15 protein-coding genes are annotated in these 17,878 nt (G+C 73.7%); 8 read left to right on the plus strand and 7 right to left on the minus strand.

The window, feature by feature from the left end:
• Positions 1-26: 26 nt before the first annotated feature.
• Positions 27-2,966: a bifunctional [glutamine synthetase] adenylyltransferase/[glutamine synthetase]-adenylyl-L-tyrosine phosphorylase gene (locus tag KME79_RS13425; protein ID WP_219544708.1), complete on the minus strand. Its 2,940-nt coding sequence runs from the start codon at positions 2,964-2,966 to the stop codon at positions 27-29.
• Between the two features lie 75 nt (positions 2,967-3,041).
• Here KME79_RS13425 and KME79_RS13430 point away from each other — a divergent pair, with 75 nt between their 5' ends.
• On the plus strand, positions 3,042-3,566 hold the full coding sequence (locus tag KME79_RS13430; protein ID WP_219544709.1) for an HXXEE domain-containing protein: 525 nt from the start codon (positions 3,042-3,044) through the stop codon (positions 3,564-3,566).
• Here KME79_RS13430 and KME79_RS13435 read toward each other — a convergent pair.
• The gene (locus KME79_RS13435; protein ID WP_219544710.1) at positions 3,547-4,236 is read right to left on the minus strand and encodes a type 1 glutamine amidotransferase; all 690 of its coding nucleotides are present in this window, start codon (positions 4,234-4,236) and stop codon (positions 3,547-3,549) included. The genes KME79_RS13430 and KME79_RS13435 overlap by 20 nt on opposite strands.
• A 41-nt stretch (positions 4,237-4,277) precedes the next feature.
• Here KME79_RS13435 and KME79_RS13440 point away from each other — a divergent pair, with 41 nt between their 5' ends.
• Entirely contained in the window at positions 4,278-5,123 is an 846-nt protein-coding gene (locus tag KME79_RS13440) for an alpha/beta fold hydrolase (RefSeq protein ID WP_219544711.1), read from the plus strand.
• Between the two features lie 43 nt (positions 5,124-5,166).
• Here the strand turns inward: KME79_RS13440 and KME79_RS13445 are convergent, their stop codons facing one another.
• The 4 genes from KME79_RS13445 to glnA form a co-directional block, all read right to left on the minus strand.
• A complete protein-coding gene (locus tag KME79_RS13445; RefSeq protein WP_219544712.1) occupies positions 5,167-5,883 on the minus strand; it encodes a PaaI family thioesterase in 717 nt (238 codons plus the stop codon).
• A gap of 232 nt (positions 5,884-6,115) precedes the next feature.
• Entirely contained in the window at positions 6,116-6,403 is a 288-nt protein-coding gene (locus tag KME79_RS13450) for a hypothetical protein (protein ID WP_246639780.1), read from the minus strand.
• Between the two features lie 14 nt (positions 6,404-6,417).
• A complete protein-coding gene (locus tag KME79_RS13455; RefSeq protein ID WP_219544713.1) occupies positions 6,418-7,152 on the minus strand; it encodes a hypothetical protein in 735 nt (244 codons plus the stop codon).
• Positions 7,153-7,275: 123 nt separating this feature from the next.
• Positions 7,276-8,637: a type I glutamate--ammonia ligase gene (gene glnA / locus KME79_RS13460; RefSeq protein WP_148032862.1), complete on the minus strand. Its 1,362-nt coding sequence runs from the start codon at positions 8,635-8,637 to the stop codon at positions 7,276-7,278.
• A gap of 153 nt (positions 8,638-8,790) precedes the next feature.
• Between glnA and KME79_RS13465 the strand changes: the two genes are divergently transcribed.
• Complete coding sequence (locus tag KME79_RS13465; protein ID WP_219544714.1) at positions 8,791-9,336, plus strand: EF-hand domain-containing protein; 546 nt, start codon at positions 8,791-8,793, stop codon at positions 9,334-9,336.
• Between the two features lie 8 nt (positions 9,337-9,344).
• Entirely contained in the window at positions 9,345-10,325 is a 981-nt protein-coding gene (locus tag KME79_RS13470; protein WP_261808693.1) for a terpene synthase family protein, read from the plus strand.
• Here the strand turns inward: KME79_RS13470 and KME79_RS13475 are convergent.
• Positions 10,316-11,287 (minus strand): DUF5937 family protein, encoded by a 972-nt coding sequence (locus KME79_RS13475; RefSeq protein ID WP_219544715.1) that lies wholly within the window; start codon positions 11,285-11,287, stop codon positions 10,316-10,318. The genes KME79_RS13470 and KME79_RS13475 overlap by 10 nt on opposite strands.
• 58 nt (positions 11,288-11,345) lie before the next feature.
• On the opposite strand from KME79_RS13475, the gene KME79_RS13480 reads away from it, so the two are divergent.
• The 4 genes from KME79_RS13480 to KME79_RS13495 all read left to right on the plus strand — a co-directional run bounded on the left by KME79_RS13480 (position 11,346) and on the right by KME79_RS13495 (position 17,835).
• Complete coding sequence (locus KME79_RS13480) at positions 11,346-12,542, plus strand: MDR family MFS transporter (protein WP_261808694.1); 1,197 nt, start codon at positions 11,346-11,348, stop codon at positions 12,540-12,542.
• A gap of 72 nt (positions 12,543-12,614) precedes the next feature.
• On the plus strand, positions 12,615-14,489 hold the full coding sequence (locus KME79_RS13485; protein WP_219544716.1) for a sensor histidine kinase: 1,875 nt from the start codon (positions 12,615-12,617) through the stop codon (positions 14,487-14,489).
• Positions 14,490-14,536: 47 nt separating this feature from the next.
• Entirely contained in the window at positions 14,537-16,012 is a 1,476-nt protein-coding gene (locus tag KME79_RS46925) for a BTAD domain-containing putative transcriptional regulator (protein ID WP_219544717.1), read from the plus strand.
• A 53-nt stretch (positions 16,013-16,065) separates the two neighbouring features.
• Positions 16,066-17,835 carry an NAD+ synthase gene (locus KME79_RS13495; RefSeq protein ID WP_219544718.1) on the plus strand — a complete coding sequence of 590 codons (1,770 nt, stop codon included), beginning with the start codon at positions 16,066-16,068 and terminating at the stop codon, positions 17,833-17,835.
• Positions 17,836-17,878 lie beyond the last annotated feature (43 nt).

Genomic DNA, 17,878 nt, shown 5'->3' on the forward strand with positions numbered 1-17,878 from the left:
GCGCCGCGCGGCCGCAACGGAAAGACTCAGTCTCCGTAGAAGACGCGCTCGACGACCTGGCGGGCGCGGCGGGTGACGCGGCGGTAGTCGTCGAGGAAGTCCTCCGACCCGTCGGCCGGGTAGCCGAGGGCGCGGGCGAGGTGGCGGCGCTCGCGGGCGCTCGCCGGGACGCTGTCGCCGGGCCGCCCCTTCACCAGCATGATCGCGTCCCTGACGCCGGATGCGCACCGCCACGCCTCGGCCAGGACCGTCTCGTCGGCCGCGTCGAGCAGCCCTTCGGCCACGGCGGCGCGCAGCGCCTCAAGCGTGCGGGTGGTGCGCAGGGAGGGCAGCGCGCCGGCGTGGCGGAGCTGCTGGAGCTGGGCCACCCACTCCACGTCGGACAGGCCGCCGGGGCCCAGCTTGGTGTGCAGGGCGGGGTCGGCGCCGCGCGGCAGCCGCTCCGCCTCCATCCGCGCCTTGAGCCTTCTGATCTGCCGTACGGCGTCGTCGGTGATGCCGCCGGCCGGGTAGCGCAGCTCGTCGACCATGGCGATGAACGCGGCGCCGAGCCCGGCGTCACCGGCGGAGAACCTGGCGCGCAGCAGCGCCTGCGACTCCCACGGCGACGACCAGCGGGCGTAGTAGGCGCGGTAGGAGGCGAGGGTGCGGACCAGCGGCCCCTGCCTGCCCTCGGGGCGCAGGTCGGGGTCGATGAGCAGCGGCGGGTCGGGCGCGGGCAGGGCGAGCAGCCGGCGCACCTCGTTGGCCACGGCGAAGGCGGCGTCGGTGGCGTCGCGCTCGGCGGCGCCCTCCAGCGGCCGGTGGACGAACATCACGTCGGCGTCGCTGGCGTAGGAGGACTCCATGCCGCCGAGCCGGCCCATGGCGATGATCGCGAACTGGGTGGGCAGCTCGCCGCGCCGCTCGGCCGACACCTTGCCGATGGCCGCGTCGAGCGCGGACTGGAGGGTGACGTCGTTCAGCGCGGAAAGCGCCACGCCGACCCGCTCGATGTCGATCAGCCCGGCGACGTCGGCCACGGCGGTGCGGAACAGCTCGCGGCGGCGCAGCGCCCGGACGGCGGCCACCGCGGTCTCCGCCTCGTCGGTGTAGCGGGACACGGCGGCGGACGCCTCGCCGAGCAGCGCCTCGGGCGGGCGGACGGCCAGGTCCTCGTCGCGGCCGAGCAGCGCGACCGCCTCGGGGGCGTGCGTGAGCAGCTGGGTGGCGTACCGGCTGGTGCCGAGGACGCGCGCCAGGCGCTGGGCGACGGCGGTCTCGTCGCGCAGCAGCCGCAGGTACCACGGCGTGGCGCCCAGCTTGTCGCTCACCTGGCGGAAGCCGAGCAGCGCGGCGTCGGGGTCGGGCGTGTCGGCGAACCAGCCGAGCATGACCGGCAGCAGCGTCCGCTGGATCGCCGCCCGCCGGGACACGCCGCCGGCCAGGGCGGCGATGTGGCGCAGCGCGCCCTCCGGGTCGACGTAGCCGAGCGCGCCGAGGCGGGCCTCGGCGGCGGAGGTCGACAGCCGCGCCTCGGTCTCCGGCAGGCGGGCCACGGCATGCAGCAGCGGCCGGTAGAACAGCTTCTCGTGCAGGCGGCGGGCCTGGCTGGCGTGCCGCCTCCACCGGGTGGTGAACTCGCCGACCGGGTCGGCCTGCATGCCCAGCGCCCGGCCGAGCCTGCGCAGGTCGGCGGGGTCCCCGGGCAGCACGTGGGTGCGGCGCAGCCGGTGGAGCTGGAGCAGGTGCTCCACCTGGCGCAGGAACGTGTACGCCTCGGCCAGGCCGCGCGAGTCGTCGCGCCCGACGTACCCGCCCCGCGACAGGGCGGCCAGCGCGGGCAGCGTGGCGCGGCGGCGCAGCAGCGGGTCGAGCCGGCCGTGCACGAGCTGCAGCAGCTGCACCGCGAACTCGATGTCGCGCAGCCCGCCGGGGCCCAGCTTGATCTGCCGCTCCCCCTCGGCCAGCACGTGCGCCTCCACGCGGCGGCGCATGGCCTGGACGTCCTCGACGAAGTTGTCGCGGGTGGCGGCCGACCAGACGAGCTCGTTGACCGCGCCGACGTACTCCTGCCCCAGCTCCAGGTCGCCGGCCACGGGCCGGGCCTTGAGCAGCGCCTGGAACTCCCACGTCTTGGCCCAGCGCCGGTAGTAGGCGAGGTGGCTGGCGAGGGTGCGCACCAGCGGGCCCGACCGGCCCTCGGGGCGCAGCCCGGCGTCCACCTCCCACAGCGACCCCTCGGCGGTGGCGGCCGAGCAGGCGCGCATCATGGCCTGGGCGAGCCGGGTGGCGGTGCGCAGCGCCTTGGTCTCGTCGGCGCCCTCACGCGGCTCGGCGACGAAGACGACGTCCACGTCGCTGATGTAGTTGAGCTCTCTGGCGCCGCACTTGCCCATGCCGATCACGGCGAGCCGCGCGTCGTCGGTGTCGACCTCGGTACGGGCGATCGCCAGCGCGGCTTCCAGGGCGGCGCCCGCGAGGTCCGAGAGCTCGGCGGTGACCTCCTGGAAACCGGCCTGGCCGGTGAGGTCGCGGGCGGCCAGGTGGGCGAGCCGGCCACGATAGGCGATCCGGAGGCCGGCGAGGGCGCCGGAGCCGGTGGCGCGCGGCTCGGGGTCGCCAGGATCGGCGCCGACGGCGCGCAGCAGCTCCGCCCTCGCCTCTCCGAGTCCGGGCAGGGCCAGCGTGTCGAGCTGGGCGGGGTGGCGTACCAGGTGCTCTCCCAGAGCGGCGCTGACGCCGAGCACGGCGAGCACCCGTTCCCTGAGCGCGCCGTCGGCGCGCAGCCGGTCGAGGACGGCGGGCTCGCGCTCGGCGAGCCTGGTCAGCGAGGCCAGCGCGAGGTCGGGGTCGGCGACGCCGGCGAGGGCGTCGAGCAGGTCGCCCAGCTCCACCCCGGCCTGCTCCACCAGGCGGGCGGCGGTGGCGGCGTCGGCGAATCCGAGTCTGGCGAGGCGGGCGGCGGTGGACTCGATCCTGGGCACCCCTCCAGTTTGACAGGCCCGCCGGGCGGCGGCCTAGGATAAAACGCAACGGTGCGTTGCGTTTGGGGAGGTTTCGTGGTGGAGAGGGTGCCGGCGACGGTGACGTGGGGGCTGTTCGCGGCGTGGGTGGTGCACGACGCGGAGGAGCTGGCGACCATGGCCCGATGGTCACGCTCGGCCCGGCCGCGGCTGGAGCGGCTGTTCCCCTCGGTGCCGTGGGAGCGGCTGGAGGTCTCGCAGGCGCACGTCACCGTGGCGATCGGGCTGATGGGCGCGGTGATGGCGGCGGCGTCGGCCGAGGGCGCCCGCACCGGCGGGCGCAGCCCGCTGTTCCAGGCGGCGCTGGCGGGTTTCGGCGCGCACGGCGTCGTCCATCTGGCGCAGGCGGCGCTCACCCGCGGTTACACGCCGGGGGTGGTGACCTCGCCGCTGGTGGTGATCCCGTTCTCGGTGTGGGCGTGGCGGCGGCTCAAGGCGGCGGGCGTGCCGGTGGACGCCGGACCCTCGGCGTCACTCGCCGCCTTCCCTGTGCTGGCCTCCGCCGTCCACGGCCTCGCCCACGTCCTCACCCGCCGCAGGATCAGGCGCCCTGCGGCGTGAGGGGGGCCGCGTGGGCGCGGACGCGGGCCGCGAAGGCCCGCGCCATCGGGCGCCAGGTGGACTCCAGGGCGGGCGCCGCGGCCCGCACCTGGTCGTCGAGATGTTCCAGGCCGGTTCCCGCGGTCCACGAGGCGAAGATGTCCGGCGTGGCCTCGGGGTGGAACTGGACCGCCCAGGCCTCGCCCAGCCGGTAGGCCTGGTTCGGGTAGCGGTCGCCGGTCATCAGCGGCACCGCGCCGTCGGGCAGCCGCGTCATGGCGTCCCGGTGATACTGGACGGCGACCGCGCGCCCGACGCCCGCCAGCAGCGGGTCGGCGGCCGCGGCGGGCAGCGCGACGACCTCGCACGCGCCGGCCTCCAGCCCGTCGCCGCCCCGCTCCACGGTGCCGCCGCAGGCCATGGTCAGCAGCTGGGCGCCGAGGCAGACGGCCAGCGTGGGCGTGCCGTCCTCGACGGCCCGGCGCAGCAGCGCGCGGGTGGCCGGCTGCCAGGGGCAGCGCTCGTCCTCCCACGCGGCGGCCTCGCCACCGAGCACGATCAGCCCGTCCGCCGCCCGCTCGGGGATCTCCTCCCCGAGGTACGGCCGGACGACGTCGCAGGGCAGCCCCAGCCAGCCGGCCAGGTAGCCGAGCGGAGCGTCGGCCTCGTTCTCGATCACCGTGATGCGCATAGCACCTAATGTAAAGCCCGCTTTGTCCCTAAACTCCCAGCATGAGGATCGAGGATGTCGACGGCCTGCGGATCGCCACGTACGGCGCCGGGCCGCGGGTGATCGTGGCGGTGCACGGGATCACCGCCTCGTCGAAGGCCTGGGAGGCGGTCGGGCGGCGGCTCCCCGACGGATGGTCGATGGTCGCCATGGACCTGCGCGGCCGCGGCCACAGCGCCGGCCTGCCCGGTCCGTACGGGCTGGACAGGCACGCCGAGGACGTGCTGCGGGTGGCGGACCGCGTGGGCGCCGGGCCGGACGCGGTGCTGACCGGCCACTCGATGGGCGGGTACGTGGCGGCGCTGGCGGCGGCGCGGCGGGAGTTCGCGCGGGTGGTGCTGATCGACGGCGGCCTGCCGCTGCCGCTGCCGCCGGGCATGGACGCGGACGAGGCCATGGTCGCCACGCTCGGCCCGGCGCTGGCCCGGCTGCGCCAGACGTTCCCCTCGGCGGAGGCGTACCTGGAGTTCTTCCGGGCGCATCCCGCCTTCGACGGGTTCTGGAGCGCCGAGGTGGAGGAGTACGTGCGCTACGACCTGACCGGGCCGGAGGGCGCGCTGCGCTCGCGGGCGGTGCCGGAGGCCGTGGCCGAGGACGGGCACTGGCTGCTGCGCGAAGGGGCGAGGATCGGCGACGCGCTCCAGAACATCGAGGCGCCGCTGCACCTGCTGCGCGCTCCGCGCGGGCTGCTGAACCAGGACGTCGGCATGTTCCCGGACGACCTGACCGCTCCCTGGCTGGTCCGGCTGCCGGAGCTGAGGGACGAGGTGGTGCCGGACTGCAACCACTACACGATCCTGTTCGACGATCGGTGCGTGGCGACCATCGTCGAGCGACTCACCTCCTGACACGGCGGACGGCCCCGCACAGGGGGCCGTCCGGCGCCGTGGGTCAGCGAGGAGCGATCCACGTGGCGTTCGCGGCGGCCACCAGCGTGCCGTCCACCTCGTAGATCGCGCTCTGGCCGAACATCTTGCGGCCCTCGCGGCCGGTCTCGCGGGCCACCACGGAGTAGACCCCGCCGGCGGTCACCTTGCGGTGGAACTGCACCGCGAGCCGTCCGAGCAGCGCCGACTGGCCCGGCCTGAAGTGGGCCCAGCCGGTGACGCAGTCGAGCGCGGCGCCCACGACCGCGGGCGGCACGCCGTCCTCGTCGGCCACCGTGAACGGCACCCGCCACCCGGCCGCGACCAGGTCGTCACTGCCCTCGACCGGGCCCGGGAAGATGCGCAGGCCGTCACCCGGCTCGCGGAACCCGCACGCGAAACACTCGGGGAAGGCGTGCGCGCGGCGACCGGCGAACCCGGCCTCCGCCCGCGCGGCCTCGGTGAAGGACACGAACGGCGGCGCCTGCACGTCCTCGGCCACCGGGATGGCCTCGACCAGCGGTTTCCCGCCGTCGTAGAGGGAGACGGAGTTGGCCAGATGCTCCAGCTTCAACTCGGTGCCGAGCGGTGTCGGGGCGCGCAGCGTGACCTCGACCGCCGATCGCCCGCCGTTCAGCACGCCCGCGAGGGTGCCGGCCAGCCAGCCGCCGTTGGCGGATCGCGCGGGCCCCCGGAAGCGGTCGGGAACGGTCAGTACGGTCTGCAGGGCAGCCGTCGTCATGCAACACCCTCCAATATCGCCATAAATCGGCGAAGTCCTGATACGTCGTTTGAGATGGGCCGATACTACTGGACCTGCTGATCAGCCCATACTCGGGCCCACACCAGGTGATGTCCCGCCCATCGCGGAGCCCTGCCGCTGCCCGAGATCTCCAGGAGGGAACCTCCGGAATCAGTAAAAGATACGGTGCCGATGTTGCGAGCAGGTGACTTCCGGGTGGAAGTGATGTTGCTCACGTTCGCCGGTCCGGCTCCTCCCGGCCGTCCTCGGCGCCGGGGAGGGCGATCCTGGACGCGATCACGTACTCGATCCGGACGTCCCGGTACTCCTCGCCCTCGCGGACCCGGTCGGGCAACCGGTCCCGGCGGCTGCCGGAGGCGGACTCCTCCCCCGGTTCGCCGGCGAACCGCACCGACGTCTCGGGCACCTCCGCGAACCGCAGGCGGTCCGCGCGCACCGTGGCGGTGAACACGATGTCGGCGTCCTCGATGAGCCGGCGGCTGGGACGGTCGTCGTTCATCACGGCTCCAGGGTCTAGCGGCGGACCCGTTTGGACAGTTCCAGAAGCTGGCGCGCGCCCACCCGCCCCACGGCCCTGCCGAGATCCCGCAGCGAGTCCCCCAGATGCGGCCCTTCCTCCCCGGTCCCGGACTCGGGCCGAGTGGACTTGGGCGTCGGCTCGGGCTCAGGTTCGGGTTCGGACTTGTCCTCGGGTTCAGGTTCCGGCTGGGACCCAGGTTCGGGTTCGGGTTCGGGCTCCGGCTCCGGCTCTTCGAGTGTCGCGTCGCCGGGTGCGTACGGCTCCTCGTGTTCGCCGAGGAGTTCGGCGTCGCGGCCCAGGTCCGCGATCGGCCGCTCGACCTCCGGCAGCGCGTCGCCCACGTCCCGGACGGCGGTCGCCACGCTGTCGACGGCGCCGGTGACGATCTCGGGGTTGCGGTCGATCGTCCGCAGGACGTCACCGACGATCAACGCGACGTTGTCGAGCCGTACCTTGAGCATCGCCTGCGCGTCCACGCCGTCGATCTCCAGGTTCACCTTGCCGAGCACGACGTCCACGCCGACGTGCAGGTTGAGCAGGTCGAGCACGTCGGCCTGGAGGGAGACCCGCGCCCGCAGGTCCTCCACATCGAGGCTGATCTTGTCGACCTTGACCGTCGGGACGTCCAGCAGGACATCCGGGTCGGCGGAGCCGGACGGCCTCCGCTCCGGTTCGGAGTAGAGCAGGTCCGGATGCTCGCCGGCGGCCTCCGGCACGTCATCGGTCATGTCCGCGCTCCTCCCCGCCCGTCGGGAACGGCTGATGCGCCGAGGAAGTGGCCCTTCCAGTGCACGGCCTACCCGAGAACGCGACAAAGCGCCCAAACTAGGACCCAAATCGGCGTATAGGCGTCAGAGGACGGGCAGGTAACGCCCGAGCTCGAACTCGGTGACCGTGCGCCGGTAGTCACGCCACTCCGCCCGCTTGTTGCGCAGGAAGAAGTCGAACACGTGCTCGCCGAGCGTCTCGGCCACCAGCTCGCTGCGCTCCATGACGCTTATGGCCTCGTCGAGCGACTGCGGCAGCGGCTGGATGCCCAGGGCACGCCGTTCGGCGCTGGTGAGGGTCCACACGTTGTCCTCGGCCGCCGGCGGCAGCTCGTAGCTCTCCTCGATGCCCTTGAGCCCGGCGGCCAGGACGAGCGCGAAGGCGAGGTACGGGTTGCAGGCCGAGTCGAGCGACCGGAACTCGATGCGGGTCGAGCCGCCCTTGTGCGGCTTGTACATGGGCACCCGCACCAGGGCCGAGCGGTTGTTGTGGCCCCAGCAGATGTAGGAGGGGGCCTCGCCGCCCTGCCCGGCGATGGCCTCGGCGCCGCCCCACAGCCGCTTGTAGGAGTTGACCCACTGGTTGGTGATGGCGGTGATCTCGGCGGCATGCCTGAGCAGGCCGGCGATGAACGAGCGGCCCACCTTGGACAGCTGGTAGTCGGCGCCGGGCTCGTGGAAGGCGTTGCGGTCGCCCTCGAACAGCGACATGTGGGTGTGCATGCCGGACCCGGGGTGCTCGGTGAACGGCTTGGGCATGAACGAGGCCCAGACGCCCTGCTCCAGCGCGACCTCCTTCATGACCAGGCGGAAGGTCATGATGTTGTCGGCCGTGGTGAGCGCGTCGGCGTAGCGCAGGTCGATCTCCTGCTGGCCGGGGGCGCCCTCGTGGTGGCTGTACTCCACCGAGATGCCCATCGACTCCAGCATCATGATCGCCTGGCGGCGGAAGTCGTGGCCGGAGCTGTGGGGCGTGTGGTCGAAGTAGCTGCCGGAGTCGATCGGCTCGGGCCGCAGGCTCTCGCCCGGCCGGTTCTTCAGCAGGAAGAACTCGATCTCCGGGTGGGTGTAGAAGGTGAACCCCATGTCGGCGCATTTGGCGAGCGTGCGCTTGAGCACCCAGCGCGGGTCGGCGTGGGACGGGGAGCCGTCGGGCATGAGGATGTCGCAGAAGATGCGCCCGGCGCCGGGCGTCTCGCTGCGCCAGGGCAGGATCTGGAACGTCGACGGGTCGGGCTTGGCGAGCATGTCGGACTCGTAGACCCGGGCGAACCCCTCGATGGCGGAGCCGTCGAAGCCGATGCCCTCGGCGAACGCGCCTTCCAGCTCGGCCGGCGCTATCGCGACGGACTTGAGGAAGCCGAGCACGTCGGTGAACCAGAGCCGGATGAACCGGATGTCGCGTTCCTCGAGCGTGCGGAGCACGAACTCCTGCTGGCGGTCCACGGCATCCCCTCGTGCAGATGGAGTACAGGTCACTTATCAGCATGCCGTGTCCGTGTTTCGCACAGGTTACGAGGGGTGCCGGTGCGAGCCTCACTGACAAAGGGCGTGCCCGGTCTTAATGTGATCACGCAGTCAGTCTCGGGGGAGGCATTGGTGGCTATCGACCTGCTCAATCTCAAGCTCGATCGGGCCTTCGACCACATCGACGCGGCCGGCAGGGGCGTCGTGGACCGCGAGGACCTGCTGGGCCTGGGCGCCCGGATCCTGGTCGGTTTCGGGGAGTCCCCCACGTCCGTGACCGGCAGCGCCCTCGTCGACGGCTTCGACCGCGTCTGGGCGGAGCTGTCGGCCGCGCTCGGCCGCGACGAGGACGTCGACATGTCCCGCGAGGACTTCGCGCTCGGCATGACCGCCGCGTTCGTCAAGGGCGACAGGTACGACCCGGTCTTCGGCCCGGCGGCCGCGGCGGTGGCCGGGCTGTGCGACCGCGGCGGCGACGGCTACGCGGGGCCGGAGGAGTTCCGCACGCTGCTGGCCGCCTTCGGCACCGGCCACGACGACGCCGACGCGGCGTTCGACCGGCTCGACACCACGGGCCGGGGCGTGCTGACGGTGGACGAGCTGGTGCGCGCCGCCCGCGACTTCTACACGGGCGAGGACCCCGAGGCGCCCGGCAACTGGCTCTTCGGGCCCCTGTGAACACCGCGGTGAGCACGACCGTGATGGCTTCCGTACGGTCCGCGCTCCGATCCGTCCTGCACTGGAAGCCCCTGCTGCCGCTGCCCCGCCGGGGCAGCAGGGCCGCCGCCGCGCTGCTGCCGCTGGTCGAGCGGGTGCCCGGGATGGCGGCGCCGTGCCGGATGCATCCCGCCGTGTACGCGATCGAGGCGGCCGTCATCGACTGGGCGCGCCGTACGGGCCTGCGCGCCGACCCGGGGGTCGGCTTCCACCGGATGGCGGGGCGGGCGTTCGCCGAGTTCGACGCGGCCGCGGCGGCGCTGTTCGCGCAGTGGCTGACGTGGCTGTTCCACCTGGACGACGAGCTGGACGAGGGGCCGTGCCCGCTGGAGGTGTTCCAGGGGATGCTGGAGGGCGCCGGCGGCCATCCGCTGGAGGCGGCCTTCGCCGACCTGTGGCGGGTGACGAGCGCGCGGATGAGCGACCAGTGGCGCCGCCGGTTCGCGGTCAACCTGCAGCGCCAGCACTACGCCTGCCGCACCGAGGCCGACAACAGGGCGGCGGGCCAGGCGCCGACGCTGGCCGACTACCCGATGCTGCGCAGGGGCACGGTCGGCCCCTATCTGTACGACCTGGTGGAGCCGTGCCTGCGGGTTGAGGTGCCGGCCTGGGTGCACCGGTCGGAGCCGTGGCAGGAGCTGGTGAACTCCTGCAGCGACATCACCGCCTGGTGCAACGACGTGGCCTCGCGGCCCAAGGAACGCGGCGACGGCCACAACCTCGTCGTGATCGCGATGCGCGAGCTGGGCCTGGGCGAGCGGGAGGCGGTCGGCTGGGTGCTCGACCGGATCGCCGAGCGGTGCCGCGACATGAGCGGGGCCGCGCGTCGGCTGCCGCTGGACGATCTCGCGCCGGGCACCGCCAGGGACGTGAGCAAGGTGGCGTGCGCCTACCTCGCGGCGCCGCGGGCCCACCTCGACTGGCTGCTGGAGTCGTCCCGCTACGCGTGAGGGGCGGCGGCGAGCGCGTCGCCGGTGGCGGTGCGGCGGTAGACGACCTGCTTGCCGACCCGCATGCCGACGGTCAGGCCGCTGCCGCTGAGCACGGTCAGGTGCTGGCTGACCGCGCCGGGCGTCAGCGCCATGCGGCCGGCCAGCGCCGTGGTGGTGGCCGGCTCGGCCAGCGCGAGCAGGATGCGGGCGCGGCTGCGGCCGATGAGCGCGGCGAGCGCGCCGGGCGCGGGCGGCGGGCCCTGCTCCCACAGCGTGCCGACGCCGAGCACCGGATAGACGAGCATGGACTGGTACGGGGCGGACATGACGGCGACCGACGGCCAGTAGAACGCGCTCGGCACCAGCACCAGGCCGTCGCCGTGCAGCGCCGGGTCGTCGTTGCACCAGGGCCGGTCGACGAGGAGCCGGCCACCGGTCCAGGTGACGGCCGGGTCGAGCCCGTCGAACAGCTCGCGGGCGCCGCCCCTGGCGAGCTGCCGCGAGCGGCGCAGCACGTCGCGTTCGAGCAGCGCGTGGACGCGCGGCCAGAACTCGGCGAGACACGTCCGCCAGTACGCCTCAAGGGCGTCGGCGACCCGCTGGATCCCGCCCGCCGGGTCGGCGACGAACCGGCCGAGCGCGGCCGGATCGGCGGAGCGCACCTCCCGCGCCTCGTGCAGCGCCCGCTCCGGCGAGGTGCGCCTGACGCGCTCCAGCTCGGCGGCGAAGTCGGGCATGGGCGTGTCGGGCGGCGGGGTGAGGAAGTCGGCGAGATAGCCGCTCGGGGGCACGAGCGCGAGCAGCTCGGCCAGGTCGAGCCCGGCCAGGCGGGACCGCACGCAGGTGAGCCACGGCAGATGCAGGGCCTGCCTGGCCGGGTCCTGGAGGGTGCGCAGGCTCGCGACCAGCTCCCACAGCGGGGAGAAGGCGAACCGGATCCGGGCCACGTCCTCAGGCTTCAGCTCCCACGTCACCGGCATGCTTTTAGTGTGCCCTAAATCGTTCGACCCGGCGATCCGAGGGCCGGAACCTGGCGGGGTGACGACCACCGCTCCCGAAAAACCGCCCTTCCTGCGCGCCGCGTTCGGCGGGCTGCCCCGCCCCTTCTGGGCCCTGTGGGGCGGCACCCTGGTGAACCGCCTGGGCGCCATGGTGCTGCCGTTCACCGGCGTGTTCCTCACCCAGGCGCGCGGCCTGTCCGTGGCCGCCGCCGGTCTGGTCATGGCCGTCTTCGGGGCGGGGTCGCTGCTGTCGCAGCTGCTGGCCGGGACACTGGCCGACCGGATCGGGCGCCGGGCCACGCTGGCCGGCGGCATGGTGGCCACCGCGGCGGCGCTGATGGCGCTCGGCTACAGCACGACGCTGCCCGCGATCCTGGCCTCGATGCTGGCGCTCGGCCTGGTCGTGGACGCCTACCGGCCGGCCTCGAACGCGCTGGTCGCCGACCTGGTCTCGCCGGAGCACCGGCCGCGGGCGTTCGGGCTGCTGTTCTGGGCGATCAACCTGGGCTACTCGGTCGGCATGACGGCGGGCGGGTGGCTGGCGCAGCAGGGCTTCCTCCTGCTGTTCTGGCTGAACGCGGCGAGCTGCCTGGTCTTCGCGGCGCTGGTGTGGCGGGCGGTGCCGGAGACCCGGCCCACGGGCGAGTCCGGGCCCGGCGGGTTCGGGATGGTGCTGCGCGACCGGCTGATGGTCGCGTTCACGCTGGTGACGCTCGGGAACGCGCTGATGTACGCGCAGACGTACACGATGCTGCCGGTGGCGATGACGAAGCTGGCCGGGCTGACGACCGCCCAGTTCGGCGCGGCGATGGCGCTGAACGGGGTGCTCATCGTGATCGTGCAGCCGCTCGTGTCCGGCTGGCTGGGCCGCAGGGACGCGCCCAGGACGCTGGCGGCGGGGCTGGCGGTGATGGGGGTGGGGTTCACGCTGACGGCCTTCGTCACCAGCACGGCCATGCTGGCGGTCACCATCGCCGTGTGGACCGCCGGCGAGATCGTCACCGCGGGCATCGCCGGGACCATCCTGGCCAGGCTCGCCCCGGCCCACCTGCGCGGCCGGTACGCGGGACTGTTCGGGTTCGCCTGGTCGGCGGCCGGGATGCTGACGCCGCTGATGGGCAGCGCCCTGCTGGAGGTCGGCGGGCAGCCGGCGCTCTGGTTCACGACGGGCGGGATCGGTCTCGTCTCCGCGGCGGGGATGCTCGCGATCGGCCCCGCGATCAGGCGCCGTTGAACGGATTTTGATCCGTCGTTGGCCCAGGCCCGATAATTTCCTCGCAGCCAGAGGGCTGGGAGGACGGATTACATGCGCCACGCAGGGGCGGCGCGTGGCGCGGCGATCGGGCTCGCCACGCTCGCGATCGCCTTGGAGCTCGCCAACGCCTGGGTGACCGCCCAGCTGCCGCCCGCCCCCTACACGCCGCTCCCGTTCGCGCCGGAGGACGTGGCCGGCACCGCGTTCCCGGTGTTCGGCGCCATCCTGGTGGTGCGCAGGCCGCGGCTGGCCATCGGGTGGCTGCTGTGCGCGGGCGGCGTGAGCGCCGCCGCCAACATCCTGTCCGCCAACCTCATCGCCCTGTACGGGGAACCGGGGTGGGGCTGGATCGTGGTGCAGGCCACCTGGCAGGCCTGCCAGCTCTCGCTCGGCGTGCTGCTGCCCCTGCTCTACCCGGCGGGCCGGATGCCGTCGCCGCGCTGGCGGTGGGCGCTCCTGCCGGCGGTGGCGGGTCACCTGCTCGACTGGACCGCGATCGTGATCATGGAAAGGGAGCTGAGGGACGCCGCCCACGTGCTCGTCGCCGCGGGCATGGCGCTGGCCTTCGCCTCGCTGGCCGTGCGGTTCACCCGGGGGGACCCGGTCGAGCGGCGGCAGATCCTGTGGGTGCTCGTCACCCTGCCGGGGCTGCTGATCCCGTGGATGCTCGGCGGGCCGTTCTGGTGGCTGGCCACGCTCGGCATCCCGCTCATCCCGGCGGCGATCGCGGTGGCGGTGCTGTGCTACCGGCTGTTCGGCATCGACACGCTGATCAGCCGTGCCATGGTCGGCACCGGGCTCGCCCTGGTCATCACCGCCGTCTACCTGGCGGTGGGCGCCGCCTCCAGCCTGTTCCTGGCCGAGGTGGACCCGGTCGCCGGGCTGGCGGCCGCGCTGTTCGCCGGGGTGTTCTTCCAGCCGATGCGGCACGCGCTGCAGCGCGGCGTGGACCGCCTGCTCTACGGCGGCGTCGGCGTGCCCGCCGAGCTGGCCGAGCGGCTCAAGCACCGGCTGCAGCGCGTCGACCCGGGCCACGGGCTGCTGGCCGCGCTGGAGGTGCTGCGCGAAGGGCTGTCGGTGACCGGGGCGGCGGTCGAGGTGGACGGCGCGACCACGGTGACCGGCTCGCCCGGTCCGATCGCCCGTACCGTCCCGCTGGTCTGGCACGGCGAGCCGGTCGGGCTGCTGCTCATCGGCCCGGCGGGCCGGCGCCGCTTCCCCGCCGCGCACGACGAGCGGGTGATCGCCACGCTCCTCCCGTACCTCGCCGACGCCGCGCACGCGGTGCGCATGACCGCGGCCGTGCGGCGGTCGCGCGAGCGGATCCTGACCGCGCGCGAGGAGGAGCGGCGGCGCCTGCGCCGCGACCTGCACGACGGGCTGGGCCAGTCGCTCACCGGGATGGCGATGGTGATCAACGCGGCCCGCATCTCCCTGCGCCGCTCCCCCGAGCAGGCCGAACGGCTGCTGGCCGACCTGCGCGCGGGCATGGACGCGATCAGCGGCGACATCAGGCAGCTCGTGTACGGGCTGCGCCCGCCGGCGATCGACGAGCTCGGCCTGGCCGGCGCGATCGGGGAGCTGGCCCGCACGCCCGAGGAGCCGGCGACCTCGGTGGAGACCGACGGCGACCTGGACGGCCTGCCCGCGGCGGTGGAGGTGGCGGCGTACCGGATCGTCCAGGAGGCGCTCACGAACGCGCGCAAGCACGCCGCCGCCTCCCGCGTGACGGTCCGGCTGGAGCGCGACAACCGGGTGCTGCGCGTCACGGTGGCCGACGACGGGATCGGCCTGCCGCCGGACGCCCGCGCGGGCGTCGGGCTGGGGTCCATGCGCGAGCGCGCCGCCGAGCTGGGCGGCGCCTGCGTGGTCCGGGCCGCCGAGAACGGCGGAACCGTGGTGAGCGCGGATCTGCCCACGCCATGAGTTCCCATTTACCGGCACATCTGGATGGCCGTAGGCTTATGCCCACAATGTTGACTTTCACTGCGCTCGGACCGTTCCAGGCCTGGGCGGACGGCGTCCCCCTCGACCTCGGCGGTCAGCGACAGCGGGCGGTGCTCGCCCGGCTGATCGTGGCCGGGGGCCGGGCCGTTCCCGTGAACACGCTCATCGACGAGCTCTGGCCCGGCGATCCGCCCGCGCAGGCGCTCTCGACCATCCAGGGGTACGTCTCCCGCCTGCGCCGCGTGCTCGAACCGGGCCGGGCGCCCCGCGAGGAGGCGTCCGTCCTGGTGTCGGCCCCGCCCGGCTACGCGCTGCGGGCCCGTCCAGAGCAGGTGGACACCTGGCGGTTCGAGCGCCTGGCCAAGTCCGACGGGCCGCCCGGCGAGGTGTGGGCGGCCATGGACGGCGCGCTGGCGCTGTGGCGCGGGCCCGCGCTGGCCGAGTTCGCCGACCTGACGTGGGCGGCGACCGAGGCGGCCAGGCTGGAGGAGTTGCGGCTCGTCGCGATCGAGCGGCGGGGCGCGGCCGGGCTGGCGCTCGGGAGCCCGACGGCGCTGGTCGCGGACCTGGAGGCGCACGCCGCCGCGCATCCGCTGCGCGAGGAGGCCTGGCGTCTGCTGGCGCTGGCCCTCTACCGCACCGGCCGGCAGGGCGACGCGCTCGCCGCGCTGCGCCGCGCCCGCGCGGTCTGGCGGGACGAGCTGGGCCTGGACCTCACGGCGGGGTTGCAGCGGCTGGAGCACGACATGCTTGCCCAGACCCTGCCGGACATCCCCCAGACCCCCGTGGCGGACCGGCCCGCCGCCGACGCGGAGCCCGCGGCCTCCCCCGGCGGCCCGCCCCTGCGGGTGCTCGTCGCCGACGACCAGGCGCTGGTACGCGCCGGGCTCAAGGTCGTGCTGGCCGCGGAGGCGGGGCTGGAGGCGGCCGGGGAGGCCGGGGACGGCGAGGAGGCCATCGCCGCCGCCCGCGCCCTGCGCCCCGACGTCGTGCTGCTCGACATCCAGATGCCGAACCTGGACGGCCTGGCCGCCGCCCGCCGCATCCTCACCGCCGCCGATCCGCCCAAAGTGATCATGATGACCACCTTCGGCAGCGACGAGAACCTCTACGCGGCGCTGCGCGCGGGCGTCAGCGGGTTCATGCTCAAGACCTCGCCGCCCGAGCAGCTCGTCGCCGCCATCCGGGCCGCCGCCGCAGGTGACGCGCTCATCGACCCGGCGGTCACCACCCGGCTCATCTCCGCCTTCGCCGGGCACACCGACCCGGCCTCGCCGCCCGCGCTGGCCGGGCTCACCGACGCCCAGCTCGACGTGCTGAAGCTGGTGGCGCGCGGGCTCACGAACCGGCAGATCGGCCAGACGCTGGCCATGCCGGAGCCGGAGGTGCAGGGGACGGTGCGGACGCTGCTCGACAACCTGGGGTTGTTCGAGCGGGCGCAGCTCGTGGTCGCGGCCTACGAGTCCGGCCTGGTGACCCCGGGAAGCATCGCAGCGAAGTAGGCCGATTTATCGTCATTTTGAGGCTAAAAATAACCCCGTACTAGGCTGGGGCCGTGGCACAACTGCGTATCGCCCTGGCCCAGACGAACCCGACCGTAGGCGACCTGGACGGCAACGCCGACAAGCTCGTGGCGTGGACCCGCCGGGCCGCCGACCGCGGCGCACACCTGGCCGTGTTCACCGAGATGTTCCTCACCGGCTACCCCGTCGAGGACCTCGTGCTGCGCACCTCCTTCGTGGACGCCAGCATCGCCGCGATCGAGGAGGTGGCGCTCCGGCTCGACCGCGAGGGCCTCGGCGACCTGCCGGTGGTGGTCGGCTACGTCGACCGGGCCGGCCTGGCCCCCCGGGTCGGCCAGCCCAAGGGCGCCCCGCTCGACGCCGCCGCCCTGCTCCACCGCGGCCGGGTGGTGGCCCGCACCGCCAAGCACCACCTGCCGAACTACGGGGTGTTCGACGAGTACCGCTACTTCGTCCGCGGCGACCGGCTGCCGATCTTCCGGCTGCACGGGGTCGACGTCGCCGTGGCGGTCTGCGAGGACCTCTGGCAGGACGGCGGCCCGGTCGCCGTGGTCGGCCAGGCGGGAGCGGGCCTGCTCGTGGTGCCGAACGCCTCCCCGTACGAGAAGGAGAAGGACGACATCCGCCTGGAGCTGTGCGCGCGCAGGGCGCGCGAGGCCGGCAGCGCGCTGGTCTACGTCAACCAGGTCGGCGGGCAGGACGAGCTGGTCTTCGACGGCGACTCGCTGGTGGTGGACGCCCGCGGCGAGCTGGTCGCGCGGGCCGCCCAGTTCCGTGAGGAACTGCTGGTCTGCGACCTCGACCTGCCGGTCTCGTCCGCCGGGACCGGTTCCTTCCCGTACGACGCCGGCGACGGCACCACCATCACCGTGGACCGGCTGGTGCTGTCGGACGACCCGCTTCCCGCGTACGAGCCGGAGCCCCCGAGCGTGGCCGAGCCGCTGGACACGGTCGCCGAGGTCTACGAGGCGCTGGTGCTGTCGGTGCGCGACTACGTGGCCAAGAACGGGTTCGAGTCGGTCATCCTCGGGCTGTCGGGCGGCATCGACTCCGCCCTGACGGCCACCATCGCCGCCGACGCCATCGGCCCGTCGCGGGTGCACGTGGTGCTCATGCCCTCCCGCTACTCCTCCGAGCACTCGCTGTCGGACGCCCAGGACCTGGTACGGCGGCAGGGCCTGCGGGCGCAGGTGGTGCCCATCGCGGAGATCGTGACCTCGTTCGAGAAGGAGATCGAGCTGTCCGGCCTGGCCTCCGAGAACCTCCAGGCCCGGGTGCGCGGCATGATCCTCATGGGCCTGTCGAACCAGCACGGCCACCTGGTGCTCACCACCGGGAACAAGAGCGAGCTGGCCACCGGCTACTCCACGCTCTACGGCGACTCGGCGGGCGGGTTCGCGCCGATCAAGGACGTGCCGAAGCTCATGGTGTGGGAGCTGTCCAGGTGGCGCAACGCCGGTGGCGACCCGTCGTTCCGGCTCCAGGTGGACGAGCCGATCCCGCCGAACTCCATCACCAAGGAGCCCAGCGCCGAGCTCCGCCCCGACCAGCGCGACACCGACTCCCTTCCCCCGTACGAGGTCCTGGACAAGCTGCTGGACGACTACGTCGAGAAGGACATGGGCTCCCGGGAGCTCATCGCCGCCGGGCACGATCCGGCGCTGGTCGCCCGCGTCATCCGGCTGGTGGACCTGGCCGAGTACAAGCGCCGCCAGTATCCGCCGGGTCCCAAGATCACCCCGAAGAACTTCGGCCGCGACCGGCGTCTCCCCATCACCAACCGCTGGCGCGAGACCACGTAGGCCTTTTCCCCTGCGGAAAGGCCCGCCGCGCGGCGGGCCTTTC

It is taken from the genome of Nonomuraea harbinensis (assembly GCF_019396385.1).
Classification (GTDB): domain Bacteria; phylum Actinomycetota; class Actinomycetes; order Streptosporangiales; family Streptosporangiaceae; genus Nonomuraea; species Nonomuraea ferruginea.

Excerpts from the sequence above, each read along its gene's own strand:
- KME79_RS13435 (WP_219544710.1), bottom strand. The coding sequence starts at position 4,236 with ATGCGCATCACGGTGATCGAGAACGAGGCCGACGCTCCGCTCGGCTAC.
- KME79_RS13440 (WP_219544711.1), top strand. The coding sequence starts at position 4,278 with ATGAGGATCGAGGATGTCGACGGCCTGCGGATCGCCACGTACGGCGCC.
- KME79_RS13445 (WP_219544712.1), bottom strand. The coding sequence starts at position 5,883 with ATGACGACGGCTGCCCTGCAGACCGTACTGACCGTTCCCGACCGCTTC.
- KME79_RS13450 (WP_246639780.1), bottom strand. The coding sequence starts at position 6,403 with ATGAACGACGACCGTCCCAGCCGCCGGCTCATCGAGGACGCCGACATC.
- KME79_RS13455 (WP_219544713.1), bottom strand. The coding sequence starts at position 7,152 with ATGACCGATGACGTGCCGGAGGCCGCCGGCGAGCATCCGGACCTGCTC.
- KME79_RS13475 (WP_219544715.1), bottom strand. The coding sequence starts at position 11,287 with ATGCCGGTGACGTGGGAGCTGAAGCCTGAGGACGTGGCCCGGATCCGG.
- KME79_RS13485 (WP_219544716.1), top strand. The coding sequence starts at position 12,615 with ATGCGCCACGCAGGGGCGGCGCGTGGCGCGGCGATCGGGCTCGCCACG.
- KME79_RS46925 (WP_219544717.1), top strand. The coding sequence starts at position 14,537 with ATGTTGACTTTCACTGCGCTCGGACCGTTCCAGGCCTGGGCGGACGGC.